This is a genomic window from Thauera sp., assembly GCF_047601425.1.
Classification (GTDB): domain Bacteria; phylum Pseudomonadota; class Gammaproteobacteria; order Burkholderiales; family Rhodocyclaceae; genus Thauera.
The window spans coordinates 1,481,582-1,501,732 of the sequence record NZ_JASGJL010000001.1 but is presented as its reverse complement, the minus strand read 5'-3'; the positions used below and the strand labels follow the sequence as shown (position 1 = coordinate 1,501,732).

10 protein-coding genes, 2 tRNA genes, 3 rRNA genes and 1 riboswitch are annotated in these 20,151 nt (G+C 61.8%); of the genes, 10 read left to right on the top strand and 5 right to left on the bottom strand.

Translation table 11 applies throughout. The annotated features are described in order from the left end of the window. Positions 1 to 87: 87 nt before the first annotated feature. The 4 genes from gcvP to QM748_RS07285 all read right to left on the bottom strand — a co-directional run bounded on the left by gcvP (position 88) and on the right by QM748_RS07285 (position 5,319). Positions 88 to 2,988 (bottom strand): aminomethyl-transferring glycine dehydrogenase, encoded by a 2,901-nt coding sequence (gene gcvP, locus QM748_RS07300; RefSeq protein WP_415246346.1) that lies wholly within the window; start codon positions 2,986 to 2,988, stop codon positions 88 to 90. A gap of 29 nt (positions 2,989 to 3,017) precedes the next feature. Further along, positions 3,018 to 3,404: a glycine cleavage system protein GcvH gene (gene gcvH, locus QM748_RS07295; protein WP_415246345.1), complete on the bottom strand. Its 387-nt coding sequence runs from the start codon at positions 3,402 to 3,404 to the stop codon at positions 3,018 to 3,020. A 76-nt stretch (positions 3,405 to 3,480) separates the two neighbouring features. Continuing rightward, on the bottom strand, positions 3,481 to 4,569 hold the full coding sequence (gcvT, locus tag QM748_RS07290; RefSeq protein WP_415246344.1) for a glycine cleavage system aminomethyltransferase GcvT: 1,089 nt from the start codon (positions 4,567 to 4,569) through the stop codon (positions 3,481 to 3,483). Positions 4,570 to 4,797: 228 nt separating this feature from the next. Then, a riboswitch (glycine riboswitch) is annotated at positions 4,798 to 4,886 on the bottom strand. A gap of 148 nt (positions 4,887 to 5,034) precedes the next feature. After that, complete coding sequence (locus tag QM748_RS07285; RefSeq protein ID WP_415246343.1) at positions 5,035 to 5,319, bottom strand: hypothetical protein; 285 nt, start codon at positions 5,317 to 5,319, stop codon at positions 5,035 to 5,037. 60 nt (positions 5,320 to 5,379) lie between these two features. Here QM748_RS07285 and QM748_RS07280 point away from each other — a divergent pair. The 7 genes from QM748_RS07280 to QM748_RS07250 all read left to right on the top strand — a co-directional run bounded on the left by QM748_RS07280 (position 5,380) and on the right by QM748_RS07250 (position 12,541). Then, positions 5,380 to 6,915 (top strand): 16S ribosomal RNA (locus tag QM748_RS07280). 78 nt (positions 6,916 to 6,993) lie between these two features. Beyond that, a tRNA-Ile gene (locus QM748_RS07275) sits at positions 6,994 to 7,070 on the top strand. Positions 7,071 to 7,110: 40 nt separating this feature from the next. Beyond that, a tRNA-Ala gene (locus tag QM748_RS07270) sits at positions 7,111 to 7,186 on the top strand. 247 nt (positions 7,187 to 7,433) lie between these two features. Further along, positions 7,434 to 10,318 (top strand): 23S ribosomal RNA (locus QM748_RS07265). Between the two features lie 111 nt (positions 10,319 to 10,429). Beyond that, positions 10,430 to 10,543, top strand: a 5S ribosomal RNA gene (gene rrf, locus QM748_RS07260). The 16S, 23S and 5S rRNA genes sit together here with 2 tRNA genes alongside, the layout of an rRNA operon. 671 nt (positions 10,544 to 11,214) lie before the next feature. Further along, positions 11,215 to 11,598, top strand: a complete 384-nt coding sequence (locus tag QM748_RS07255; protein ID WP_415248034.1) for a c-type cytochrome — start codon at positions 11,215 to 11,217, stop codon at positions 11,596 to 11,598. Between the two features lie 13 nt (positions 11,599 to 11,611). Continuing rightward, positions 11,612 to 12,541: a c-type cytochrome gene (locus tag QM748_RS07250; protein WP_415246342.1), complete on the top strand. Its 930-nt coding sequence runs from the start codon at positions 11,612 to 11,614 to the stop codon at positions 12,539 to 12,541. Between the two features lie 69 nt (positions 12,542 to 12,610). Here QM748_RS07250 and QM748_RS07245 read toward each other — a convergent pair whose 3' ends face one another. After that, positions 12,611 to 13,060, bottom strand: a complete 450-nt coding sequence (locus QM748_RS07245; RefSeq protein WP_415246341.1) for a MaoC family dehydratase — start codon at positions 13,058 to 13,060, stop codon at positions 12,611 to 12,613. Positions 13,061 to 13,282: 222 nt separating this feature from the next. On the opposite strand from QM748_RS07245, the gene purL reads away from it, so the two are divergent. The 3 genes from purL to QM748_RS07230 all read left to right on the top strand — a co-directional run bounded on the left by purL (position 13,283) and on the right by QM748_RS07230 (position 20,016). Continuing rightward, complete coding sequence (purL, locus tag QM748_RS07240; RefSeq protein ID WP_415248033.1) at positions 13,283 to 17,218, top strand: phosphoribosylformylglycinamidine synthase; 3,936 nt, start codon at positions 13,283 to 13,285, stop codon at positions 17,216 to 17,218. 149 nt (positions 17,219 to 17,367) lie between these two features. Next, entirely contained in the window at positions 17,368 to 18,693 is a 1,326-nt protein-coding gene (locus QM748_RS07235) for an HD-GYP domain-containing protein (protein ID WP_415246340.1), read from the top strand. Between the two features lie 3 nt (positions 18,694 to 18,696). Then, positions 18,697 to 20,016, top strand: coding sequence for an EAL domain-containing protein (locus tag QM748_RS07230; protein ID WP_415246339.1), 1,320 nt, complete (start codon positions 18,697 to 18,699; stop codon positions 20,014 to 20,016). Positions 20,017 to 20,151 lie beyond the last annotated feature (135 nt).

Sequence of the window (20,151 nt, the reverse complement as noted above, 5' to 3'; positions counted from 1 at the left end):
GGGAATGACACGGCTTGGCATTGAAAAAAGAAGCCACGCCCCGGGTGAGGCGTGGCTTCGGTACGGCTGGCGCGGATTCTACCTGACTCAGCTTTCGCTTTCGTAGTCGCTCATCGGCACGCAGGCGCAGAACAGGTTGCGGTCGCCATAGACGTCGTCGATGCGATTGACGCTCGGCCAGAACTTGTTTTCCGCCACCCAGGGCAGCGGGAACACCGCCTGCTCGCGCGAGTACGGGCGAGACCATTCGCCGATGAAGTCGGCCTGGGTGTGGGGCGCGTTCTTCAGCGGATTGTCGTCCGCCGGCCAGCTGCCGTTCTCGATCTGGCGGATTTCCTCGCGGATCGCGATCATCGCGTCGGCGAAGCGCTCCAGTTCGTGCAGGTCTTCCGACTCGGTCGGCTCGACCATGATGGTGCCGGCCACCGGGAAGGACATCGTCGGCGCGTGGAAGCCGTAGTCCATCAGGCGCTTGGCGATGTCGACCTCGCTGATGCCGGTCGCCGCCTTGATCGGGCGGATGTCGAGGATGCACTCGTGGGCGACGCGGCCCTGGCTGCCGGTGTAGAGCACCGGGTAGTGCTGCTGCAGCCGCGTGGCGAGATAGTTGGCGTTGAGGATCGCCACTTCGGTGGCACGCTTCAGCCCTTCGCCGCCCATCATCGTGATGTACATCCACGAGATCGGCAGGATGCTGGCCGAGCCGAAGGGCGCGGCGGAAACGGCGCCCTGGCCGAGGTTGGCCCGTCCGGCGCCGCCGGTCGGCTGCACGACGTGGTCGGCCATGAAGGGCGCGAGGTGCGCCGCCAGTGCGATCGGCCCCATGCCCGGCCCGCCGCCGCCGTGCGGGATGCAGAAGGTCTTGTGCAGGTTCATGTGGGTGACGTCGGCGCCGATCGTGGCGGGCGAGGTCAGCCCGACCTGGGCGTTGAGGTTGGCGCCGTCCATGTAGACCTGGCCTCCGTGGGCATGGACGATCGCGCAGATCTCGCGGATCGACTCCTCGAACACGCCGTGGGTCGAGGGGTAGGTGATCATCAGCGCGGCGAGCCTGCCGGCGTGCTGCTCGGCTTTCGCCTTCAGGTCGGCGACATCGACGTTGCCGTTGTCGTCGCAATCGACGACGACCACCTGCATGCCGCACATCTGTGCGGTGGCGGGGTTGGTGCCGTGGGCCGAGCGCGGGATCAGGCAGACCGTGCGCTGGGTATCGCCGCGGCTGGCGTGGTAGCGCGCGATCGCCACCAGGCCGGCGTATTCGCCCTGGGCGCCGGAGTTGGGCTGCATGCAGACCGCCGGGAGGCCGGTGATGGCGCGCAGGTAGTCGGCCAAGCCTTCGATCATCTCGAGATAGCCCGCAGCCTGCTCGCGAGGAGCGAAGGGGTGCAGGTTGGCGAACTCGGGCCAGGTCACCGGGATCATCTCGCTGGTGGCGTTGAGCTTCATGGTGCATGAGCCGAGCGAGATCATCGAATGGTCGAGCGCGAGGTCGCGGTTCTGCAGCTTCTTCAGATAGCGCAGCATCTCGTGCTCGGTGTGGTGGGTGTTGAACACCGGATGCGCCAGGATCGCGTCGCCGCGCAGCAGCGCCGACGGGAGTCGGCCGCCGGCCTGGGCCACGCGCGCATCGAGCGCATCGACATCGGTAGTGGCGCCGAAGCAGCCCAGCACGACAGCGATGTCCTCGCGGGTGGTGGTTTCATCGACCGACAGGCCGAGGCGGCTGTCCGACACCCGGCGCAGGTTGTAGCCGGCGGCGAGGGCTGCGTCGGCAATGGCAGTGGTGCGCGGGCCGGTGTCGACTTCGATAGTGTCGAAGAAGGCATTGCTGCCGGCGTCGAAGCCGGCGTCGCGCAGCCCGGCGGCGAGCATCGCGGCGAAGCGGTGGATGCGCGCGGCGATGGTGCGCAGCCCCTGCGGGCCGTGATAGACGGCGTAGAAGCCGGCCATGTTGGCGAGCAGCACCTGGGAGGTGCAGATGTTGGAGTTCGCCTTCTCGCGGCGGATGTGCTGTTCGCGCGTCTGCAGCGCCATGCGCAGCGCGGTCTTGCCGCGGGCGTCCTTCGAGACGCCGATGATGCGGCCCGGCATCGAGCGCACATGGGCTTCGCGGGTGGCGAAGAAGGCGGCGTGCGGGCCGCCGAAGCCCATCGGCACGCCGAAGCGCTGCGCCGAGCCGAGCGCGATGTCCGCCCCCATGGCGCCCGGGCTCTTGAGCAGCACCAGCGCCATCAGGTCGGAGGCGACGGCGACGACGGTGCCCTTGGCCTTGGCCGCAGCGATGGTTTCGCTCAGGTCCGTGACTTCGCCGCGGGCGTTCGGGTATTGCAGCAGCGCGCCGAAGACCTCGTGCAGGGCGGCATCCTCCGCCTTGCCGAACACCAGTTCATAGCCGAAATAGTGGGCGCGGGTGCGGACCACGTCGATCGTCTGCGGGAAGCAGGCTTCGTCGATGAAGAAGGCGTTCGATTTGGACTTCGACACCCGGCGCGCCATCGTCATCGCCTCGGCGGCAGCGGTGGCCTCGTCCAGCAGCGAGGCGTTGGCGAGTTCCAGACCGGTGAGGTCGATCACCATCTGCTGGTAGGTCAGCAGCGCTTCGAGGCGGCCTTGCGAGATTTCGGCCTGGTAGGGCGTGTAGGCGGTGTACCAGCCCGGGTTTTCCATGACGTTGCGCAGGATCACCGCCGGCGTGTGCGTGCCGTAATAGCCCATGCCGATCATGGACTTGTTGACGACGTTGCGGTCGGCGATGGCCTTCAGCCTGGCGAGCGCCTCGTGTTCCGGCGTCGCCGCGGCGAGCGGCAGCGGCGCTTCGAGGCGGATGCCCGCGGGTACGGTCTGCTCGATCAGGGTGTCGAGATTGTCGACGCCGAGTGTCGCGCACATGCGTGCGACCTCGTCGGCGTTCGGTCCGAGATGGCGATGGATGAAGGCATCGCGCTGCTCCAGCCGGGCGAGCGGAGCAGAAAGCAGGGAGTCGGTCATGGTCGGTCGGAAAACTCGGGCGTGGGTGTTCAGGCCTGGGCGATTTCGGCGGCGTAGCCGGCGGCGTCCATCAGGGCATCGACATCGGCAGCATTGGCCGGCTTGAGCTTGAACAGCCAGTTGACGTAAGCGTCGGCATTGACGCTTTCGGGGGCGTCGGCCACGTCCTGGTTGGCGGCGATGATTTCGCCGGCGACGGGCGCGTAGATGTCGGATGCGGCCTTGACGGATTCGATCACGGCACATGCTTCGCCGGCGCTGACGCTGCGGCCGGCTTCGGGCAGTTCGAGGAAGACGACGTCACCCAGCGCCTCCTGGGCGTGGTCGGTGACGCCGATGGTCAGGTTGCCGTCGTCTTCGACGCGGATCCATTCGTGGGACTTGGTGTACTTCAGTTCGTTGGGGATGTTGCTCATGAGAGGTTCTCCGGACTGGATCGAATGAAGGGACCGGATGTTTGGCGACCGGTCCCGTGGAATGGTGCGTGTATGCTCAGACGAGCGGCTTGCCGTTGCGAACGAAGGGAAGCTTGACCGTACGGGCCTTCAGCCGCTTGCCGCGGATCTCGACTTCGACGTCTTCGCCTGCCTGTGTCGCAAGCGGGACGCGGACGAAGCCGATGGAGCGTTCGAGTGTCGGCGAAAAGCTGCCGCTGGTGGTTTCGCCTTCGCCGGCAGCCGTGAAGACCTTCATGTGGGCGCGCAGCACGCCCTTGTCCTCGAGGATCAGACCGAGCAGACGGCGGCTGGCAGGCACGGCTTCCAGCGCGGCGCGGCCGACGAAATCGCGGTTTTCGTCCTTCAGATCGACGGTCCAGGACAGGCCGGAATCCAGCGGCGAAACGCTCTCGTCCATGTCCTGCCCATACAGATTCATGCCGGCTTCCAGGCGCAGTGTGTCCCGCGCGCCCAGGCCGCAGGGCTTCACGCCGGCGGCGGCGAGGGTTTGCCACATGCTTTCCGCACGGCTTGCCGGCAGGGTGATTTCGAGGCCGTCTTCGCCGGTGTAGCCGGTGCGTGCGATCAGCAGCTCGCCGGCGCGAACGGCGCTGAACGCCGAGGGAAGGTCCTGTATGGACAGCTCGGGAATCGCAGTGCGGGCGCGTTCGATTGCCTGCGGGCCCTGGATTGCGATCATCGCCAGGTCGCGCCTGCTGGTCAGCGTCACGTTGGCGCCGGTGCCGGCGATGCGTGTGCGCATCCAGGCGACGTCCTTGTCGGCCGTGCCGGCATTGACAACGATGCGGTAGTCGTCGGCGCCGAAGCGATAGACGATCAGGTCGTCGATGACACCGCCTCGTTCATTGAGCATGCAGGAGTACAAGGCCTTGCCAGTGTCGTTCAGCTTGGCGACATCGTTGGCAAGCAGGCCGCGCAGGAAGGGCGTTGCGTCTGGGCCGCTCAGGTCGAGCGCGAGCATGTGCGATACGTCGAACATTCCGGCATCGCGGCGCACCGCGTGATGCTCCTCGATCTGCGAGCCATAGTTGACCGGCATGTCCCAGCCGGCGAAGTCGACCATGCGTGCTCCGGCGGCGACATGGGTTGCGTGGAGCGGGGTATGCCTGGAAGGGGTGCTCATGGTTGCGGCTCCGGTAGTCGTGAACGAAAAAGGGCGAACGCGGCCAGTGTGCCGGATTCGCCCCATCTGTCCCTTGTACCTGAGAGATTTCGCCCTGAGCCGCTGCGTCAAGCGCATCTATATATATAGATAGATGTTCCTGGACGTTGAGTGCGGCAAAGATCCGGGCGGTGCCCCTTCGGTGGGTGCGTCACGCCGTCGGGCGCCCGCACCGCTCTCCAGACTTGTACTTCGCACGCGGTCCTTTTGCCTGAGCGGTTCCGGGGGGTTGCGCCTTCGGCGACTCCGAGTCGGGAGTTCTCTCCCGCGTGTCGCGCGCAAGATAGCACATCGCGGCATGGCGTGAACAGCATGACTCACGTTGATGGCGCGATCGTGAGCGCCTTTCCTCGGTGCTTGTGGGTACTGCCTCCGCCCGGAGGCGTGCGTTGCGACGGCGGTGTGCCGGGAAAATTCGGGCGAGCTTCATTTTGTGCTTGTGCTTTCCGTTTCAGTGTCTATAATGCCGATCTTTCTCGCGGTGCCCGGGTGATTTTGGCGGGTGTTGCGGGGGTTGCGGTTGGTTTTGGAAGCGGTTTTTTTCGGGTTTTCTTTTTTTGTTGTGTTGAAGAAAGTTTCCCGGGTGGTTCGACAGGTTGTTGGATGTTGATCATAATCTCGCTTCTGTGCTGACCGGCACGGATCTTTAAAAACTTGAACAACCGATAAGTGTGGGTGCTTGGTGGTTGTGGTCTCGGTGGCTTCGGCCACGGTTTCACAATGATTAGGTGCTCATACTGCAAGTCAGTATTTTGAGTACTTTGTAGGATTGAACTTAAGAGTTTGATCCTGGCTCAGATTGAACGCTGGCGGCATGCTTTACACATGCAAGTCGAACGGCAGCGCGGGCTTCGGCCTGGCGGCGAGTGGCGAACGGGTGAGTAATGCATCGGAACGTACCCAGTCGTGGGGGATAACACATCGAAAGATGTGCTAATACCGCATACGTCCTGAGGGAGAAAGCGGGGGACCTTCGGGCCTCGCGCGATTGGAGCGGCCGATGTCAGATTAGCTAGTAGGTGGGGTAAAGGCCCACCTAGGCGACGATCTGTAGCGGGTCTGAGAGGATGATCCGCCACACTGGGACTGAGACACGGCCCAGACTCCTACGGGAGGCAGCAGTGGGGAATTTTGGACAATGGGGGCAACCCTGATCCAGCCATGCCGCGTGAGTGAAGAAGGCCTTCGGGTTGTAAAGCTCTTTCGGCCGGGAAGAAATCGCATCTTTTAATAGAGGGTGTGGATGACGGTACCGGACTAAGAAGCACCGGCTAACTACGTGCCAGCAGCCGCGGTAATACGTAGGGTGCGAGCGTTAATCGGAATTACTGGGCGTAAAGCGTGCGCAGGCGGTTTGCCAAGACAGGCGTGAAATCCCCGGGCTTAACCTGGGAACTGCGCTTGTGACTGGCAGGCTAGAGTACGGCAGAGGGGGGTGGAATTCCACGTGTAGCAGTGAAATGCGTAGAGATGTGGAGGAACACCGATGGCGAAGGCAGCCCCCTGGGCCTGTACTGACGCTCATGCACGAAAGCGTGGGGAGCAAACAGGATTAGATACCCTGGTAGTCCACGCCCTAAACGATGTCGACTAGTCGTTCGGAGCAGCAATGCACTGAGTGACGCAGCTAACGCGTGAAGTCAACCGCCTGGGGAGTACGGCCGCAAGGTTAAAACTCAAAGGAATTGACGGGGACCCGCACAAGCGGTGGATGATGTGGATTAATTCGATGCAACGCGAAAAACCTTACCTACCCTTGACATGTCTGGAATCTTGCTGAGAGGCGAGAGTGCCTTCGGGAGCCAGAACACAGGTGCTGCATGGCTGTCGTCAGCTCGTGTCGTGAGATGTTGGGTTAAGTCCCGCAACGAGCGCAACCCTTGTCACTAGTTGCCATCATTTGGTTGGGCACTCTAGTGAGACTGCCGGTGACAAACCGGAGGAAGGTGGGGATGACGTCAAGTCCTCATGGCCCTTATGGGTAGGGCTTCACACGTCATACAATGGTCGGTACAGAGGGTTGCCAAGCCGCGAGGTGGAGCCAATCCCTTAAAGCCGATCGTAGTCCGGATCGTAGTCTGCAACTCGACTACGTGAAGTCGGAATCGCTAGTAATCGCAGATCAGCATGCTGCGGTGAATACGTTCCCGGGTCTTGTACACACCGCCCGTCACACCATGGGAGTGGGTTTCACCAGAAGTAGGTAGCTTAACCTTCGGGGGGGCGCTTACCACGGTGAGATTCATGACTGGGGTGAAGTCGTAACAAGGTAGCCGTATCGGAAGGTGCGGCTGGATCACCTCCTTTCAAGAGAAAAGAGGTCATGGTTGCCAAGTATCCACAACTTATCGGTTGTTCAGGCGAAGAGCCTCGAAGTGCATGAGAGGGTCTGTAGCTCAGCTGGTTAGAGCACCGTCTTGATAAGGCGGGGGTCGTTGGTTCGAACCCAACCAGACCCACCAGAGTTTTAGGTTGCTCCGAATCAAGTTTGCTTGAGACAAGGGGGCTGTAGCTCAGCTGGGAGAGCGGCGGCTTTGCAAGCCGTAGGTCGTCGGTTCGATCCCGACCAGCTCCACCAGGTCATGTGTGTTTCGGGAAGTCAGAGATGGTGTTTGGATAGACACCATCTCTGACTTCTTGATCGGCGAGAAGCCGGTTTGAGGTTTGCTCTTTAACAAAGTGGAAGAAGTGTAGTACGCATCGAGCCGGTGCGTACTGCAGTTGTGTGATTGCATTGGCTCAGACTGCGTTGTCAGCACAGTTTGGGCCGCACAAACGAGTTCGACCTGTGACAGGGGTGCTTCATTGAGGCACCAAGGTTATAGGATCAAGCGACTAAGTGCATGTGGTGGATGCCTTGGCGATCACAGGCGATGAAGGACGTGTAAGCCTGCGAAAAGCGTGGGGGAGCTGGCAATAGAGCTTTGATCCCACGATGTCCGAATGGGGAAACCCGGCCCGCAAGGGTCATCCCTGGCTCAATACATAGGCCAGAGGAGGCGAACGCGGCGAACTGAAACATCTAAGTAGCCGCAGGAACAGAAATCAACCGAGATTCCGCAAGTAGTGGCGAGCGAACGCGGAGTAGCCTGCACGACTAAACCATCAGCTTAGCAAAACGGTCTGGAAAGTCCGACGATACAGGGTGATAGTCCCGTATGCGAAAAGCCGGTGGCGGGTCTGAGCGTGCGACAAGTAGGGCGGGACACGTGTAATCCTGTCTGAAGATGGGGGGACCATCCTCCAAGGCTAAATACTCGTGATCGACCGATAGTGAACCAGTACCGTGAGGGAAAGGCGAAAAGAACCCCGGGAGGGGAGTGAAATAGATCCTGAAACCGCATGCATACAAACAGTGGGAGCCTCGAAAGGGGTGACTGCGTACCTTTTGTATAATGGGTCAGCGACTTACGTTCAGTAGCGAGCTTAACCGAATAGGGGAGGCGTAGCGAAAGCGAGTCTGATAAGGGCGTCGTAGTTGCTGGGCGTAGACCCGAAACCGGATGATCTATCCATGGCCAGGATGAAGGTGCCGTAACAGGTACTGGAGGTCCGAACCCACTAACGTTGAAAAGTTAGGGGATGAGCTGTGGATAGGGGTGAAAGGCTAAACAAATCCGGAAATAGCTGGTTCTCCCCGAAAACTATTTAGGTAGTGCGTCGTACGGACACTTGCGGGGGTAGAGCACTGTAATCGTTGGGGGGGTCACTGCGATCTACCCCGCGATAGCAAACTCCGAATACCGCAAAGTGATATACGGCAGACAGACATCGGGTGCTAACGTCCGGTGTCAAGAGGGAAACAACCCAGACCGCCAGCTAAGGTCCCAAATGCATGGCTAAGTGGCAAACGAGGTGGGAAGGCACAGACAGCTAGGAGGTTGGCTTAGAAGCAGCCACCCTTTAAAGAAAGCGTAATAGCTCACTAGTCGAGTCGTCCTGCGCGGAAGATGTAACGGGGCTCAAGCCATGAACCGAAGCTGCGGATGTGTCTTTGACACGTGGTAGGGGAGCGTTCCGTAGGCCTGCGAAGGTGTCTCGTAAGGGATGCTGGAGGTATCGGAAGTGCGAATGCTGACATGAGTAGCGATAAAGGGTGTGAAAAGCACCCTCGCCGTAAGCCCAAGGTTTCCTGCGCAACGTTCATCGGCGCAGGGTGAGTCGGCCCCTAAGGCGAGGCAGAAATGCGTAGTCGATGGGAAACAGGTCAATATTCCTGTACCGGTTTTAGATGCGATGGGGGGACGGAGAAGGTTAGGTTGGCCATCTGTTGGAATAGGTGGTTCAAGCGTGTAGGCGTGCCCGGTAGGCAAATCCGCCGGGCTGAGCTGAGGCGTGATAACGAGGACCTTCGGGTCTGAAGCAACTGATACCCAGCTTCCAGGAAAAGCCTCTAAGCTTCAGTCTAGAACTGACCGTACCGCAAACCGACACAGGTGGGCTGGTAGAGAATACCCAGGCGCTTGAGAGAACTCAGGAGAAGGAACTCGGCAAATTGATACCGTAACTTCGGGAGAAGGTATGCCCCGTTAGCTTGTAGGAGAACATCCGAAGGGCGAAGGGGCCGCAGAGAATCGGTGGCTGCGACTGTTTATTAAAAACACAGCACTGTGCAAACACGAAAGTGAACGTATACGGTGTGACGCCTGCCCGGTGCCGGAAGGTTAAGTGATGGGGTGCAAGCTCTTGATCGAAGCCCCGGTAAACGGCGGCCGTAACTATAACGGTCCTAAGGTAGCGAAATTCCTTGTCGGGTAAGTTCCGACCTGCACGAATGGCGTAACGATGGCCACACTGTCTCCTCCTGAGACTCAGCGAAGTTGAAATGTTTGTGAAGATGCAATCTCCCCGCGGCTAGACGGAAAGACCCCATGAACCTTTACTGTAGCTTTGCATTGGACTTTGACGGGACTTGTGTAGGATAGGTGGGAGGCTATGAAACCGGGACGCCAGTTCCGGTGGAGCCATCCTTGAAATACCACCCTGGTGTCGTCGAGGTTCTAACCCAGGCCTGTGAATCCAGGTCGGGGACCGTGCATGGTGGGCAGTTTGACTGGGGCGGTCTCCTCCCAAAAGGTAACGGAGGAGTACGAAGGTCACCTAGGTACGGTCGGACATCGTACTGATAGTGCAATGGCAAAAGGTGGCTTGACTGCGAGACCCACAAGTCGAGCAGGTGCGAAAGCAGGTCATAGTGATCCGGTGGTTCTGTATGGAAGGGCCATCGCTCAACGGATAAAAGGTACTCTGGGGATAACAGGCTGATTCCGCCCAAGAGTTCACATCGACGGCGGAGTTTGGCACCTCGATGTCGGCTCATCACATCCTGGGGCTGTAGTCGGTCCCAAGGGTATGGCTGTTCGCCATTTAAAGTGGTACGTGAGCTGGGTTTAAAACGTCGTGAGACAGTTTGGTCCCTATCTGCCGTGGGCGCTGGAAGTTTGAGAGGGCCTGCTCCTAGTACGAGAGGACCGGAGTGGACGCACCCCTGGTGTACCGGTTGTGACGCCAGTCGCATCGCCGGGTAGCTATGTGCGGAAGAGATAACCGCTGAAAGCATCTAAGCGGGAAACTCGCCTCAAGATGAGACTTCCCCGGGGCCTCGAGCCCCCTGAAGGGTCGTTGAAGACCACAACGTTGATAGGTCGGGTGTGGAAGCGTGGCAACACGTTGAGCTAACCGATACTAATTGCCCGTGTGGCTTGATCCTATAACCTTGAATGCACACTAGAACTCGTAACGTGCGCAGCGCGCGCACCAATCACACAACACACACTTCTTCCTCCTTTGCCCTGCAACCCACGCAGGGAACAAGTCACAGTCTGACGACCATAGCTTTGTGGTACCACCCCTTCCCATCCCGAACAGGACCGTGAAACACAAACGCGCCGATGATAGTGAGGTCCGCCCTCGTGAAAGTAGGTCATCGTCAGACTAACTCACACAAAAAAACGCCCGAACATGTACAACGTTCGGGCGTTTTTGCGTCTACAGCACCAGGACAGAACAACCTCCAGATCACCCAAGGCCGCAGGTGTGGCTATTGTCCAAACCACCCAAGGCTGCACGCACCGCCCAGGCGCATTCCGCACCAAGAACACTGACCAGGGCGTGACGGAAAAGCGGCCGTCAGGTGGCTGCATGATGGGTGGCAATATTTAGTTCATCGTCATTAATGGGAAAAGGAAAATGGATACGGGCTATCACAGTTTGCATCGTCTGTGAATAGACTCGATTTCTTATGGTTCCCTGCGCGCTTCTCCTCAATCATGCACATCCAGACATGTCCGGCAAAAAGACATGGTTTGACCTGCATGAATGTCCATGAACAGAGGAGGATGCGTCATGTACGCTCCGCAAACCTGCCGAACGCTTGTTGCCGCATTGGGCGCAATGTTCGTGGCGGCCGCCTCCCATGCTGCCGACGGGGAGAAGATCTACAGCGAAGGTGGGAGCGATCCGGCTGCGGTCGCCTGCATCACCTGTCACAGCGCAGACGGCATGGGCCTGGGGCCTGCGGGTTTTCCGCGTCTGGCCGGATTGCCGGCTGCTTAGCTGGCCAAGCAACTGACCGACTTCAAAAATGGTGCCCGCAACAATCCCGTGATGCTCCCCATCGCCAGTGCGCTGGGAGATGAGGAGATCAAGGCTGTGACAACCATGCTGTCGGCGATGCCGGCTCCGAAGACCAAGCATGTCACCCGGGTCGATTTTCCCGGTTCTCCGGGTGCAGTGCTGGCGTTGCGCGGAGCTTGGGAACGCAACATTCCTGAATGTGTCGTCTGCCACGGGCCGGGTGGCGTCGGCGTGGGCGATCACTTCCCGCCTCTGGCCGGACAGTCTGCCGAATATCTGAGCGTGCAGCTCAATGCCTGGCGTGACGGTTCGCGCAAGAACGACCCGAATGAACTGATGGGGCATATCGCCCGTAGCCTGACCGACGAAGAGGTGAGCGCGGTCGCGGCCTATTTTTCCAGCCTGAGCGAATGAGGAGAGCGCTGCCATGAAGAACATGCTCGCCCCCTCCCTGATTGCATTGGGTATCGCGACGCCGGTGTTTGCCGCCGGCATCGCGATGGACGATCAGTCGCAACTCGTGCCCAAACCCGCAGCCGATGGCCACGCCGCTCAGGCTGTCTTTACTCCGCCCGCCGAGCGCGAACTGCCGGACAACGCCTTCGGAAAACTGGTGAAAGAAGGCCGCGCGATCTTTGTCGATACGCGAAACCTGGCGGCGGAATATGTCGGCAACGGCATGAACTGCACCAACTGCCACCTGGAGCAAGGGCGCAAGGCCGATTCCGCGCCGCTGTGGGGGGCCTATCCGATGTATCCGGCCTACCGTTCGAAGAACGACAAGGTGAACAGCTACGTAGAGCGTATGCAGGGCTGCTTCCAGTTCAGCATGAACGGCGAGGCGCCGCCTGCGGACAGCCATGTGTTGAATGCACTGACCGCTTATTCCTACTGGCTGTCCACCGGCGCACCGACCGGCAAAGAACTGCCGGGCCGGGCCTATCCGAACGTGCCGCAGCCGAAGGGAGGCTACGACATAGCAAGGGGCAAGGAGATCTATGCCACGCAATGCGCGATCTGCCACGGCGACAATGGGGAGGGCCAGAAGTCAGGGGACGACTACGTGTTTCCGCCGCTGTGGGGCAAGGACTCCTTCAACTGGGGGGCCGGCATGCACCGCATCAACACCGCGGCGACCTTCATCAAGGAGAACATGCCGCTGGGGCAGGGGCGTTCGCTGACCGATGATGAAGCCTGGCACGTCGCTGCGTTCATGAACAGCCACGAGCGTCCGCAGGATCCGCGCCTGGTGAACGGCTCCATCGAGGAAACCCGCCTGCGCTATCACGCCAACGACGGCGTGAATCTGTACGGAGTGAAGGTGAACGGCGTGCTGCTGGGGCAGGGCACCGATTGAAACTGGCGGCAGGGCCTGCCATGCGCTGACTGAAACGGGGGACGCCGGGTATTCGGCGTCCCCGTTTTTTTACTTGCGGGCGGGGATCAGCAGTTCCGCTTCGCCGTCGATGACGACGGTGTCGCCGCAGGTGCAGACCGTCGAAAACACGGCCCGGCGCTTTTCCGTCTTGAGTTCCTTCACCGTCACGCGGGCGACGACGGTCTGGCCGATCTTGACCGGCGCCTTGAACTTGAGATTTTGCGACAGGTAGATGCAGCCGGGGCCGGGCAGGCGGGTGCCGAAAACGGCGGAGATCAGGCCGGCGGAGAGCATGCCGTGCGCGATACGGCCGCCGAACATGGTGCTCGAAGCGAATTCTTCGTCCAGATGGACGGGGTTGGTGTCGCCCGACACGCCGGCAAACAGCAGGATGTCCGCTTCGGTGACGGTACGGGACATCGACGCGGACTGGCCAACGCTGAGATCCTCGAAGTTATGGCCGTACAGTTCGTCGAAATTCCGGGTGTTGTCGCTCATGTTTCAGTTCCTGTTCAAATGATCCCGGCGTCTCGGAAGGGGCGCGGGGAGGCATCAATATATCCGATCTGACAGCTCAGGACATGAATGAAGCATCTTGTCGGCGAGCCGGCGCACCGGGGGTGTTTGCAGTCCGGAGAGCTTCGGTGCCTCGGGTATAATCCGGGGTTCGATATCGAGTGGCTGCCGGCCGCTCGTCCACGCTTCCTCTTCATGAAGAACATGACTTCGATCCTCAAGCTACGCGGTGCCCTTGCGCTCTCTTCCTCCCGTCTGGAACGTCTTTCCAGGGCTGTCGCCGAGGTTCAGCCCAGGCTCAGGGCTGTTGCCGCCGAACACTGGTATTTCGTCGAGATATCGGCGCCGCTGTCGAACGAGGAACTGGAGCGGCTGGCCGATCTGCTCGATGCGCGGCCTGCAACGGCGGCGCAGCCTGTGGGCGTCCTGAAGCTGGTCGTGCCGCGCCTGGGCACGATCTCGCCCTGGTCTTCCAAAGCGACCGATATCGCCCACCAGTGCGGCTTCAGCCAGATCGTGCGGATCGAACGCGGCATTGCCTACACGATCGATGCCCGCGGCGCGGAAGACAATCCTGCGCTGCTGCCCTTGCTGCACGACCGCATGACCGAGTCGGTGTTGAGGTCCGTCGATGAGGCCGAAGCGCTGTTCCACCATTACGAGCCGCAGCCGCTGACCTCGGTCGACATTCTGGCGGGCGGGCGCGCTGCGCTGGAGCAGGCGAACGGGGAACTCGGGCTGGCGCTGTCCGAGGACGAGATCGATTACCTGGTCGACAACTTCGGCCGCATGGGACGCAATCCGACCGACGTCGAACTGATGATGTTCGCGCAGGCCAATTCGGAACACTGCAGGCACAAGATCTTCAATGCCGACTGGGTGATCGACGCGCGGCCGATGGAGAAATCCCTGTTCGGCATGATCAAGGACACGCACAAGGCCCATCCCGAAGGCACGGTCGTCGCCTATTCGGACAATGCCTCGATCATCGAGGGTGCCCGCATCGCGCGCCTGTACCCCGATGCGGACGGCGCCTTCCGCTACCACGACGAGGAAACCCACATCCTTGCCAAGGTCGAGACCCACAACCACCCGACTGCGATTTCTCCCTTTCCCGGCGCTGCGACCGGTGCCGGCGGCGAGATCCGCGACGAGGGCGCGACCGGCCGCGGTTCGCGGCCCAAGGCCGGGCTGGCGGGCTTCACTGTCTCCAACCTGAACATTCCCGATTTTGGCCAGCCCTGGGAGAAGGCCTACGGCAAGCCGGACCGCATCGCCTCGGCGCTCGACATCATGATCGAAGGGCCGATCGGCGCGGCGGCCTTCAACAACGAATTCGGCCGGCCAAACCTGGCGGGTTATTTCCGCAGCTTCGAGCAGGAAGTGGCAGGCGAGGTGCGCGGCTACCACAAGCCGATCATGATCGCCGGCGGCCTGGGCAGCATCCAGGCCCAGCAGTCGGAGAAGCCGACATTCCCGCCCGGCACCCTGCTGATCCAGCTCGGCGGCCCGGGCATGCTGATCGGCCTTGGCGGCGGTGCGGCCTCGTCGATGGCGACCGGCACCAATACCGCCGATCTCGACTTTGCCTCGGTGCAGCGCGGCAACCCGGAGATCCAGCGCCGCTGCCAGGAAGTGATCGATGCCTGCTGGCAGCAGGGCGACGATAACCCGATCATCGCCATCCATGACGTTGGCGCCGGCGGCCTGTCGAACGCGATGCCGGAGCTGGCCGACCACGCCGGCCTCGGTGCTCGTTTCGAACTGCGCGAGGTGCATATCGAGGAGCCGGGCATGAGCCCGCGCGAGATCTGGTCGAACGAATCCCAGGAGCGCTACGTGCTGGCGATCGCGCCCGAGAGCCTGCCGATGTTCCAGGCCTTCTGCGAACGCGAGCGCTGCCCCTTCGCGGTGCTCGGCACGGCGACGGCCGACGGCCGTCTCACCGTCTCCGACCGCCATTTCGGCAACAAGCCGGTCGACATGGACATGAAGGTGCTGCTCGGCAAGCCGCCGAAGATGACGCGCAACGTGTCGCGCCGCGCCGTCCATCTGCCGCCCTTCGACACCACCGGCTTCGACCTGAAGGAAGCCGGCCTGCGCGTGCTGCGGATGCCGGCTGTCGCCAGCAAGAGCTTCCTGATCACCATCGGCGACCGCTCGGTCGGCGGCCTGACCGCGCGCGACCAGTTCGTCGGTCCCTGGCAGGTGCCGGTGGCCGACGTGGCGGTCACCGCGATGAGCTTCCAGGGCTATCGCGGCGAAGCCTTCGCCATGGGCGAGCGCACGCCGCTGGCCTGCATCGATGCGCCGGCTTCGGGCCGCATGGCGATCGGCGAGGCGATCACCAACATCGCCGCCGCCGACATCGACAAGCTTGGCGACGTCAAGCTGTCGGCCAACTGGATGGCGGCGGCCGGTCATCGCGGCGAGGATGCCAGGCTCTATGACACGGTGAAGGCCGTGTCCGATTTCTGCATCACGGCAGGGCTGTCGATTCCGGTCGGGAAGGATTCGCTGTCGATGCGCACCGCCTGGCAGGACGAGGGTCAGGACAAGCAGGTGGTTGCGCCGCTGTCGCTGATCACCACCGCCTTCGCGCCGGTGCGTGACATCCGCAACACGCTCACGCCGCAGCTGCAACTGCCCGAAGGCGTCGATACCGAACTGCTACTGATCGACCTCGGCAACGGCCTGAACCGCCTCGGCGGCTCGGTTTTCGCCCAGGCCTACGGCTCGGTGGGCGAGCATGCGCCGGACGTCGATCCGGTGCAGCTCAAGGCCTTCTTCGATGCCATCCAGCGCCTGCGCGCGGACGATCTGCTGCTGGCCTACCACGACCGCTCCGATGGCGGGCTGTTCGCTGCCGTCTGCGAAATGGCTTTCGCGGCCAAGTGCGGCCTGTCGCTGGTGCTCGACACCGTCTGCTACGACCCCTACATGAACGACGTCGATGGCCTGGAGAAGAAGCCCGACACGCTCAAGGGCCGTTTCGAAGATCGCCTGTTCGCAGGCCTGTTCGCCGAGGAACTCGGCGCGGTGGTGCAGATCCGTCGCGACGACCGCTCGCGTATCACCGAACTGCTGCGCTCGGCGGGGCTCGCCTACCATTTCATCGGCGAGCCGAACACCATGGACGAAATCCGCCTGCGCCGCAGCGCCAAGCTGGTGTTCGCAGCCAGCCGCGTCGAGCTGCTGCAGGCCTGGTCGGAGACCAGCCACCGCATCGCGATGCTGCGTGACGATCCCGAGTCGGTCCGCGAGGAATTCGAAGCCCTGGCCGATGCCACCGATCCCGGCCTCTCGGTGTCGCTGAGTTTCGATGTCAAGGAGGACGTTGCCGCGCCCTTCATCGCCAGCGGCATTCGGCCGAAGCTCGCGGTGCTGCGCGAGCAGGGCGTGAATTCGCAGCTGGAGATGGCGGCTGCCTTCGAGCGCGCGGGTTTTACGCCGGTCGATGTGCATATGTCCGACCTGCAGGCCGGCCGCATCGACCTGGCTGATTTCCACGGGCTGGCGGCCTGCGGCGGCTTCTCGTATGGCGACGTGCTGGGCGCGGGGCAGGGCTGGGCGAAATCGATCCTCTTCAACAACCAGCTGCGCGACGAGTTCGAAGCCTTCTTCAGCCGCAACGATACCTTCGCCCTCGGCGTCTGCAACGGCTGCCAGATGATGGCCCACCTGGCGCCGATCATCCCGGGTGCGCAGGCCTGGCCGACCTTCCACCGCAACCGCAGTGAACAGTTCGAAGCCCGCTTCGTGATGGTGGAGATCGCCGACAGCCCGTCGATCCTGTTCAAGGGCATGGCGGGCAGCCGCATGCCGATCGTCGTCAGCCATGGCGAAGGCCGGGCAGTGTTCGCAACCGAGCAGGATCGCACGGGCGCTTTGATGGCATTGCGATATATTGATTGTCATGGCTCGCCCACCGAGCGCTACCCCTCGAATCCGAACGGCTCGGCAGGCGGTGCGACCGGATTTACGACGGCGGACGGACGGTTCACCATCATGATGCCCCACCCCGAACGTACGGCGCGTACCTTGCAGATGTCCTGGGCGCCGCGCTGGATGGTGGAGGAGAGCCCGGATGCTTCGCCCTGGCTGCGCATGTTCCGCAACGCGAGGATGTGGCTGGGCTGATTTTCCAGCGGTGATCCTGCCGGCCCTGCATTGCCCAAACTGGGAATACAGGGTCTGAACCGGACTCAGGTCCGTTGTCGTACTGTCGTTAAAGCGTTTCCGATCGAGAAGTCACTCTTTCGTCGAAAGAGTGCTCATGGAGCCTTTGATTGAATAGCACGATTCCGGCAAGCGAGGTTCAGATCGGGATGTACGTCGCTGACATCGACCGGCCCTGGGTGGAGACACCTTTCATGCTGCAGGGTTTTCTGGTCACGACGTCCGACGAAGTCGAAGCCTTGCAGCGCCTTTGCAAACAGCTTGTCATCGACCGCAGCCGCTCGGTTGGTGAGCACCAGCGCGCCCGTGCGACCGAGAAGGACGAGCCTCTCAGGGGGCCGGGCCTCCGTCCGGGTGTGGTCGAGGAGGCGCGGGACAGCCGTGAGGAGGCTTCCCGCTTCCTGGCGGTTGCGCGCAGCTTCAGAGGCAGGATACACACCCAGCGCAGGCCCAGCATTCCGCGCGTCCGGGCTGTGGATGGCCGCAGCCTTCTCGAGGCCGAGCTGTTTTACTCCGCACCGATCGTGGATGACGTGTATCGCGCCTTGCGGGAAACCCAGGCGGCGATCGATGCTGGCGGCAACATCGACATAGACCGCCTCCAAGGGCTTGTGAGCGAAATGGCGCAAGGAGTGGAGCGCAACTCCGATGCCTTGATGTGGCTGACCCGCCTGAAGCGTACGGATCGTTATAGCTATGACCATGCGCTCAACGTGTCGGTCCACGCCATGGTGTTTGCCCGCTTCATCGGGCTGGATACTCAGGGCGTGCGGCAACTCGGGCTTGCGGGCCTGCTGCAGGACATCGGCAAGCTCAGGATCGATCCCGACATCCTGGCCAAGGCGGGGCCACTCGACGAGCGTGAGTTCAAGCATGTCCGCACCCATGTACTGCATACGCTGGCACTGCTCAAGGCCAGCAGGGACGTCGATCCTGAAGTCTTCGGCATCATTGCGGCGCATCACGAGCGTTTCGACGGCAGTGGCTACCCGCGTGGGCTGAAGGGCATGAACATTCCGCTGGCTGCAGAGATGGCCGGTCTCATAGACACGTACTGTGCGATGACCCGGGACCGGGTCTATCTGCCAGCGGTGTCGAGCCAGCATGCCATGGAAGAGATCAACAGGCTTCGCAACACCTTGTTCCGTGACGCCCTGGTCGATCAATTCCTGCAATGCATCGGGCTGTATCCCATCGGGACGCTGGTGGAGCTCAATTCCGGTGAGGTGGCCGTGGTCATCCAGCAGAACCAGGTGCGGCGGCTGCAGCCGCGCGTGATCGTCATCCTCGGGCCGGACAAGGCGGTCGAGCGTTTCCCGCGAATACTGGATCTGCTCATGCAGCCGCAAACGGCCGCCGGAGAGCCTTACCGGATTCTCCGCGCCTTGCCGCCCACTGCTTACGGCATCGACCCAAACGATTTTTACCTGGCCTGACCGATGGCGCTTTTGACCTCTCCCGGCTTGTTGCCGGCCCTGAATGAAATATCGTGCCATCCGCTGGACGGCACGCCGTCAAGTGCCGCACTCGGGGTGATTTCGGTTGGCATGCAGCCCAACGCCTCCATCTGCCGGCTGTCATTCGAGCAGGGACGCAAGCTGGAGAGCGAGGTGGGCACGATCCTCAAACGGTTGCTGAGGGGCGGCGACAGCCTGTTCAGCCTCGGCCAGGGAGAATGGCTGATCGTGCTGCCGGCGCTGTCGAGCAGGGCTGTGCTGACCCTGGCGATGCTGAAAATCGAGCAGATATTCAGCGAATTCCCGTTCCATTTCGATGGCCTGGAGCTGTCGGTGCAGTTTACCTGTGGTGCAGCAGTGTCTCCGGATCACGGCGAGGATCCGCTATATCTGGTGCAGTCGGCGCGAATCGCCGCGCTCGATGCACGGCAAAGGGGAGAGGCGGGCGCGGTATATGACAAGGCGATGGAGCGGACGTCGCCGCGGCTCGCCATCCTCGAGCGCGACCTGCATGGCGCCTTTGCCGGCGACCGGCCCTTGCAGCTTTTCCTTCAGCCGAAGGTTCGCGCCTGCGACGGCGAATGCGATGCGGCCGAAGGCCTGCTGCGCTGGGAGCGGATGCCCGGCGAATGGGTGGCGCCACCCGTGGTGATCAGCCTGGTCAACAGACTCGGTATGCGCCACCGCTTCAATCGCTGGTTGTTCCAGCATGCAGCCCAGGCGCTTGCGCGGCTCGATGCGGAGGGTTTCGACATCACGCTGTCGATCAACCTGTCTGCCACTGACCTCTACGATGCCGAGGTTCCCGACCTCATCGGGCAGGCCTTGTCCACATGGGGCATGCCTCCCCACAGGCTGTGTCTCGAAATCACCGAAACCGACATGGTCGATGATGCCCGGGAGGGCGTTGCCGATGTGCTTTGCCGGCTGCGTCTGCTCGGCGTCAAGCTCTCGATCGACGATTTCGGCACTGGCTTTTCGGGCATGAGCCGGCTCAAGCATCTGTCGGTGCAGGAAGTGAAGATCGACCGGAGTTTCGTCGTCGATCTGCTGCATTCGGAGCGGGACCGGGAAATTGCCTCGTCGATCATCGATCTCTCCCATCGCCTGGGCGTCATGGTGACGGCCGAAGGAGTCGAGGATGCGGAGACGGCGGCTGTGCTCACCTCGCTCGGTTGCAACCACCTGCAGGGTTTCCATTTTTCACCGGCGCTGGCGCTGGATGATTTCGTCGCTTGGCACAGGAGCTACGATGCGTCCCGTGCAGTTCAGAGCCGTCTTGAAGACGGCGCACCCGAGTAGGACAAAGCCGGTCTGGGGCGGGCGGATATGGTCTGATTTGCGCCTTGTCGTTCAAGGATTCGAATCATGAAGAAGACCGATGCGCCACGGCAAGCAGCGGACTCGGGGTGACAGCAAAAAGCCCCACGGCCATGG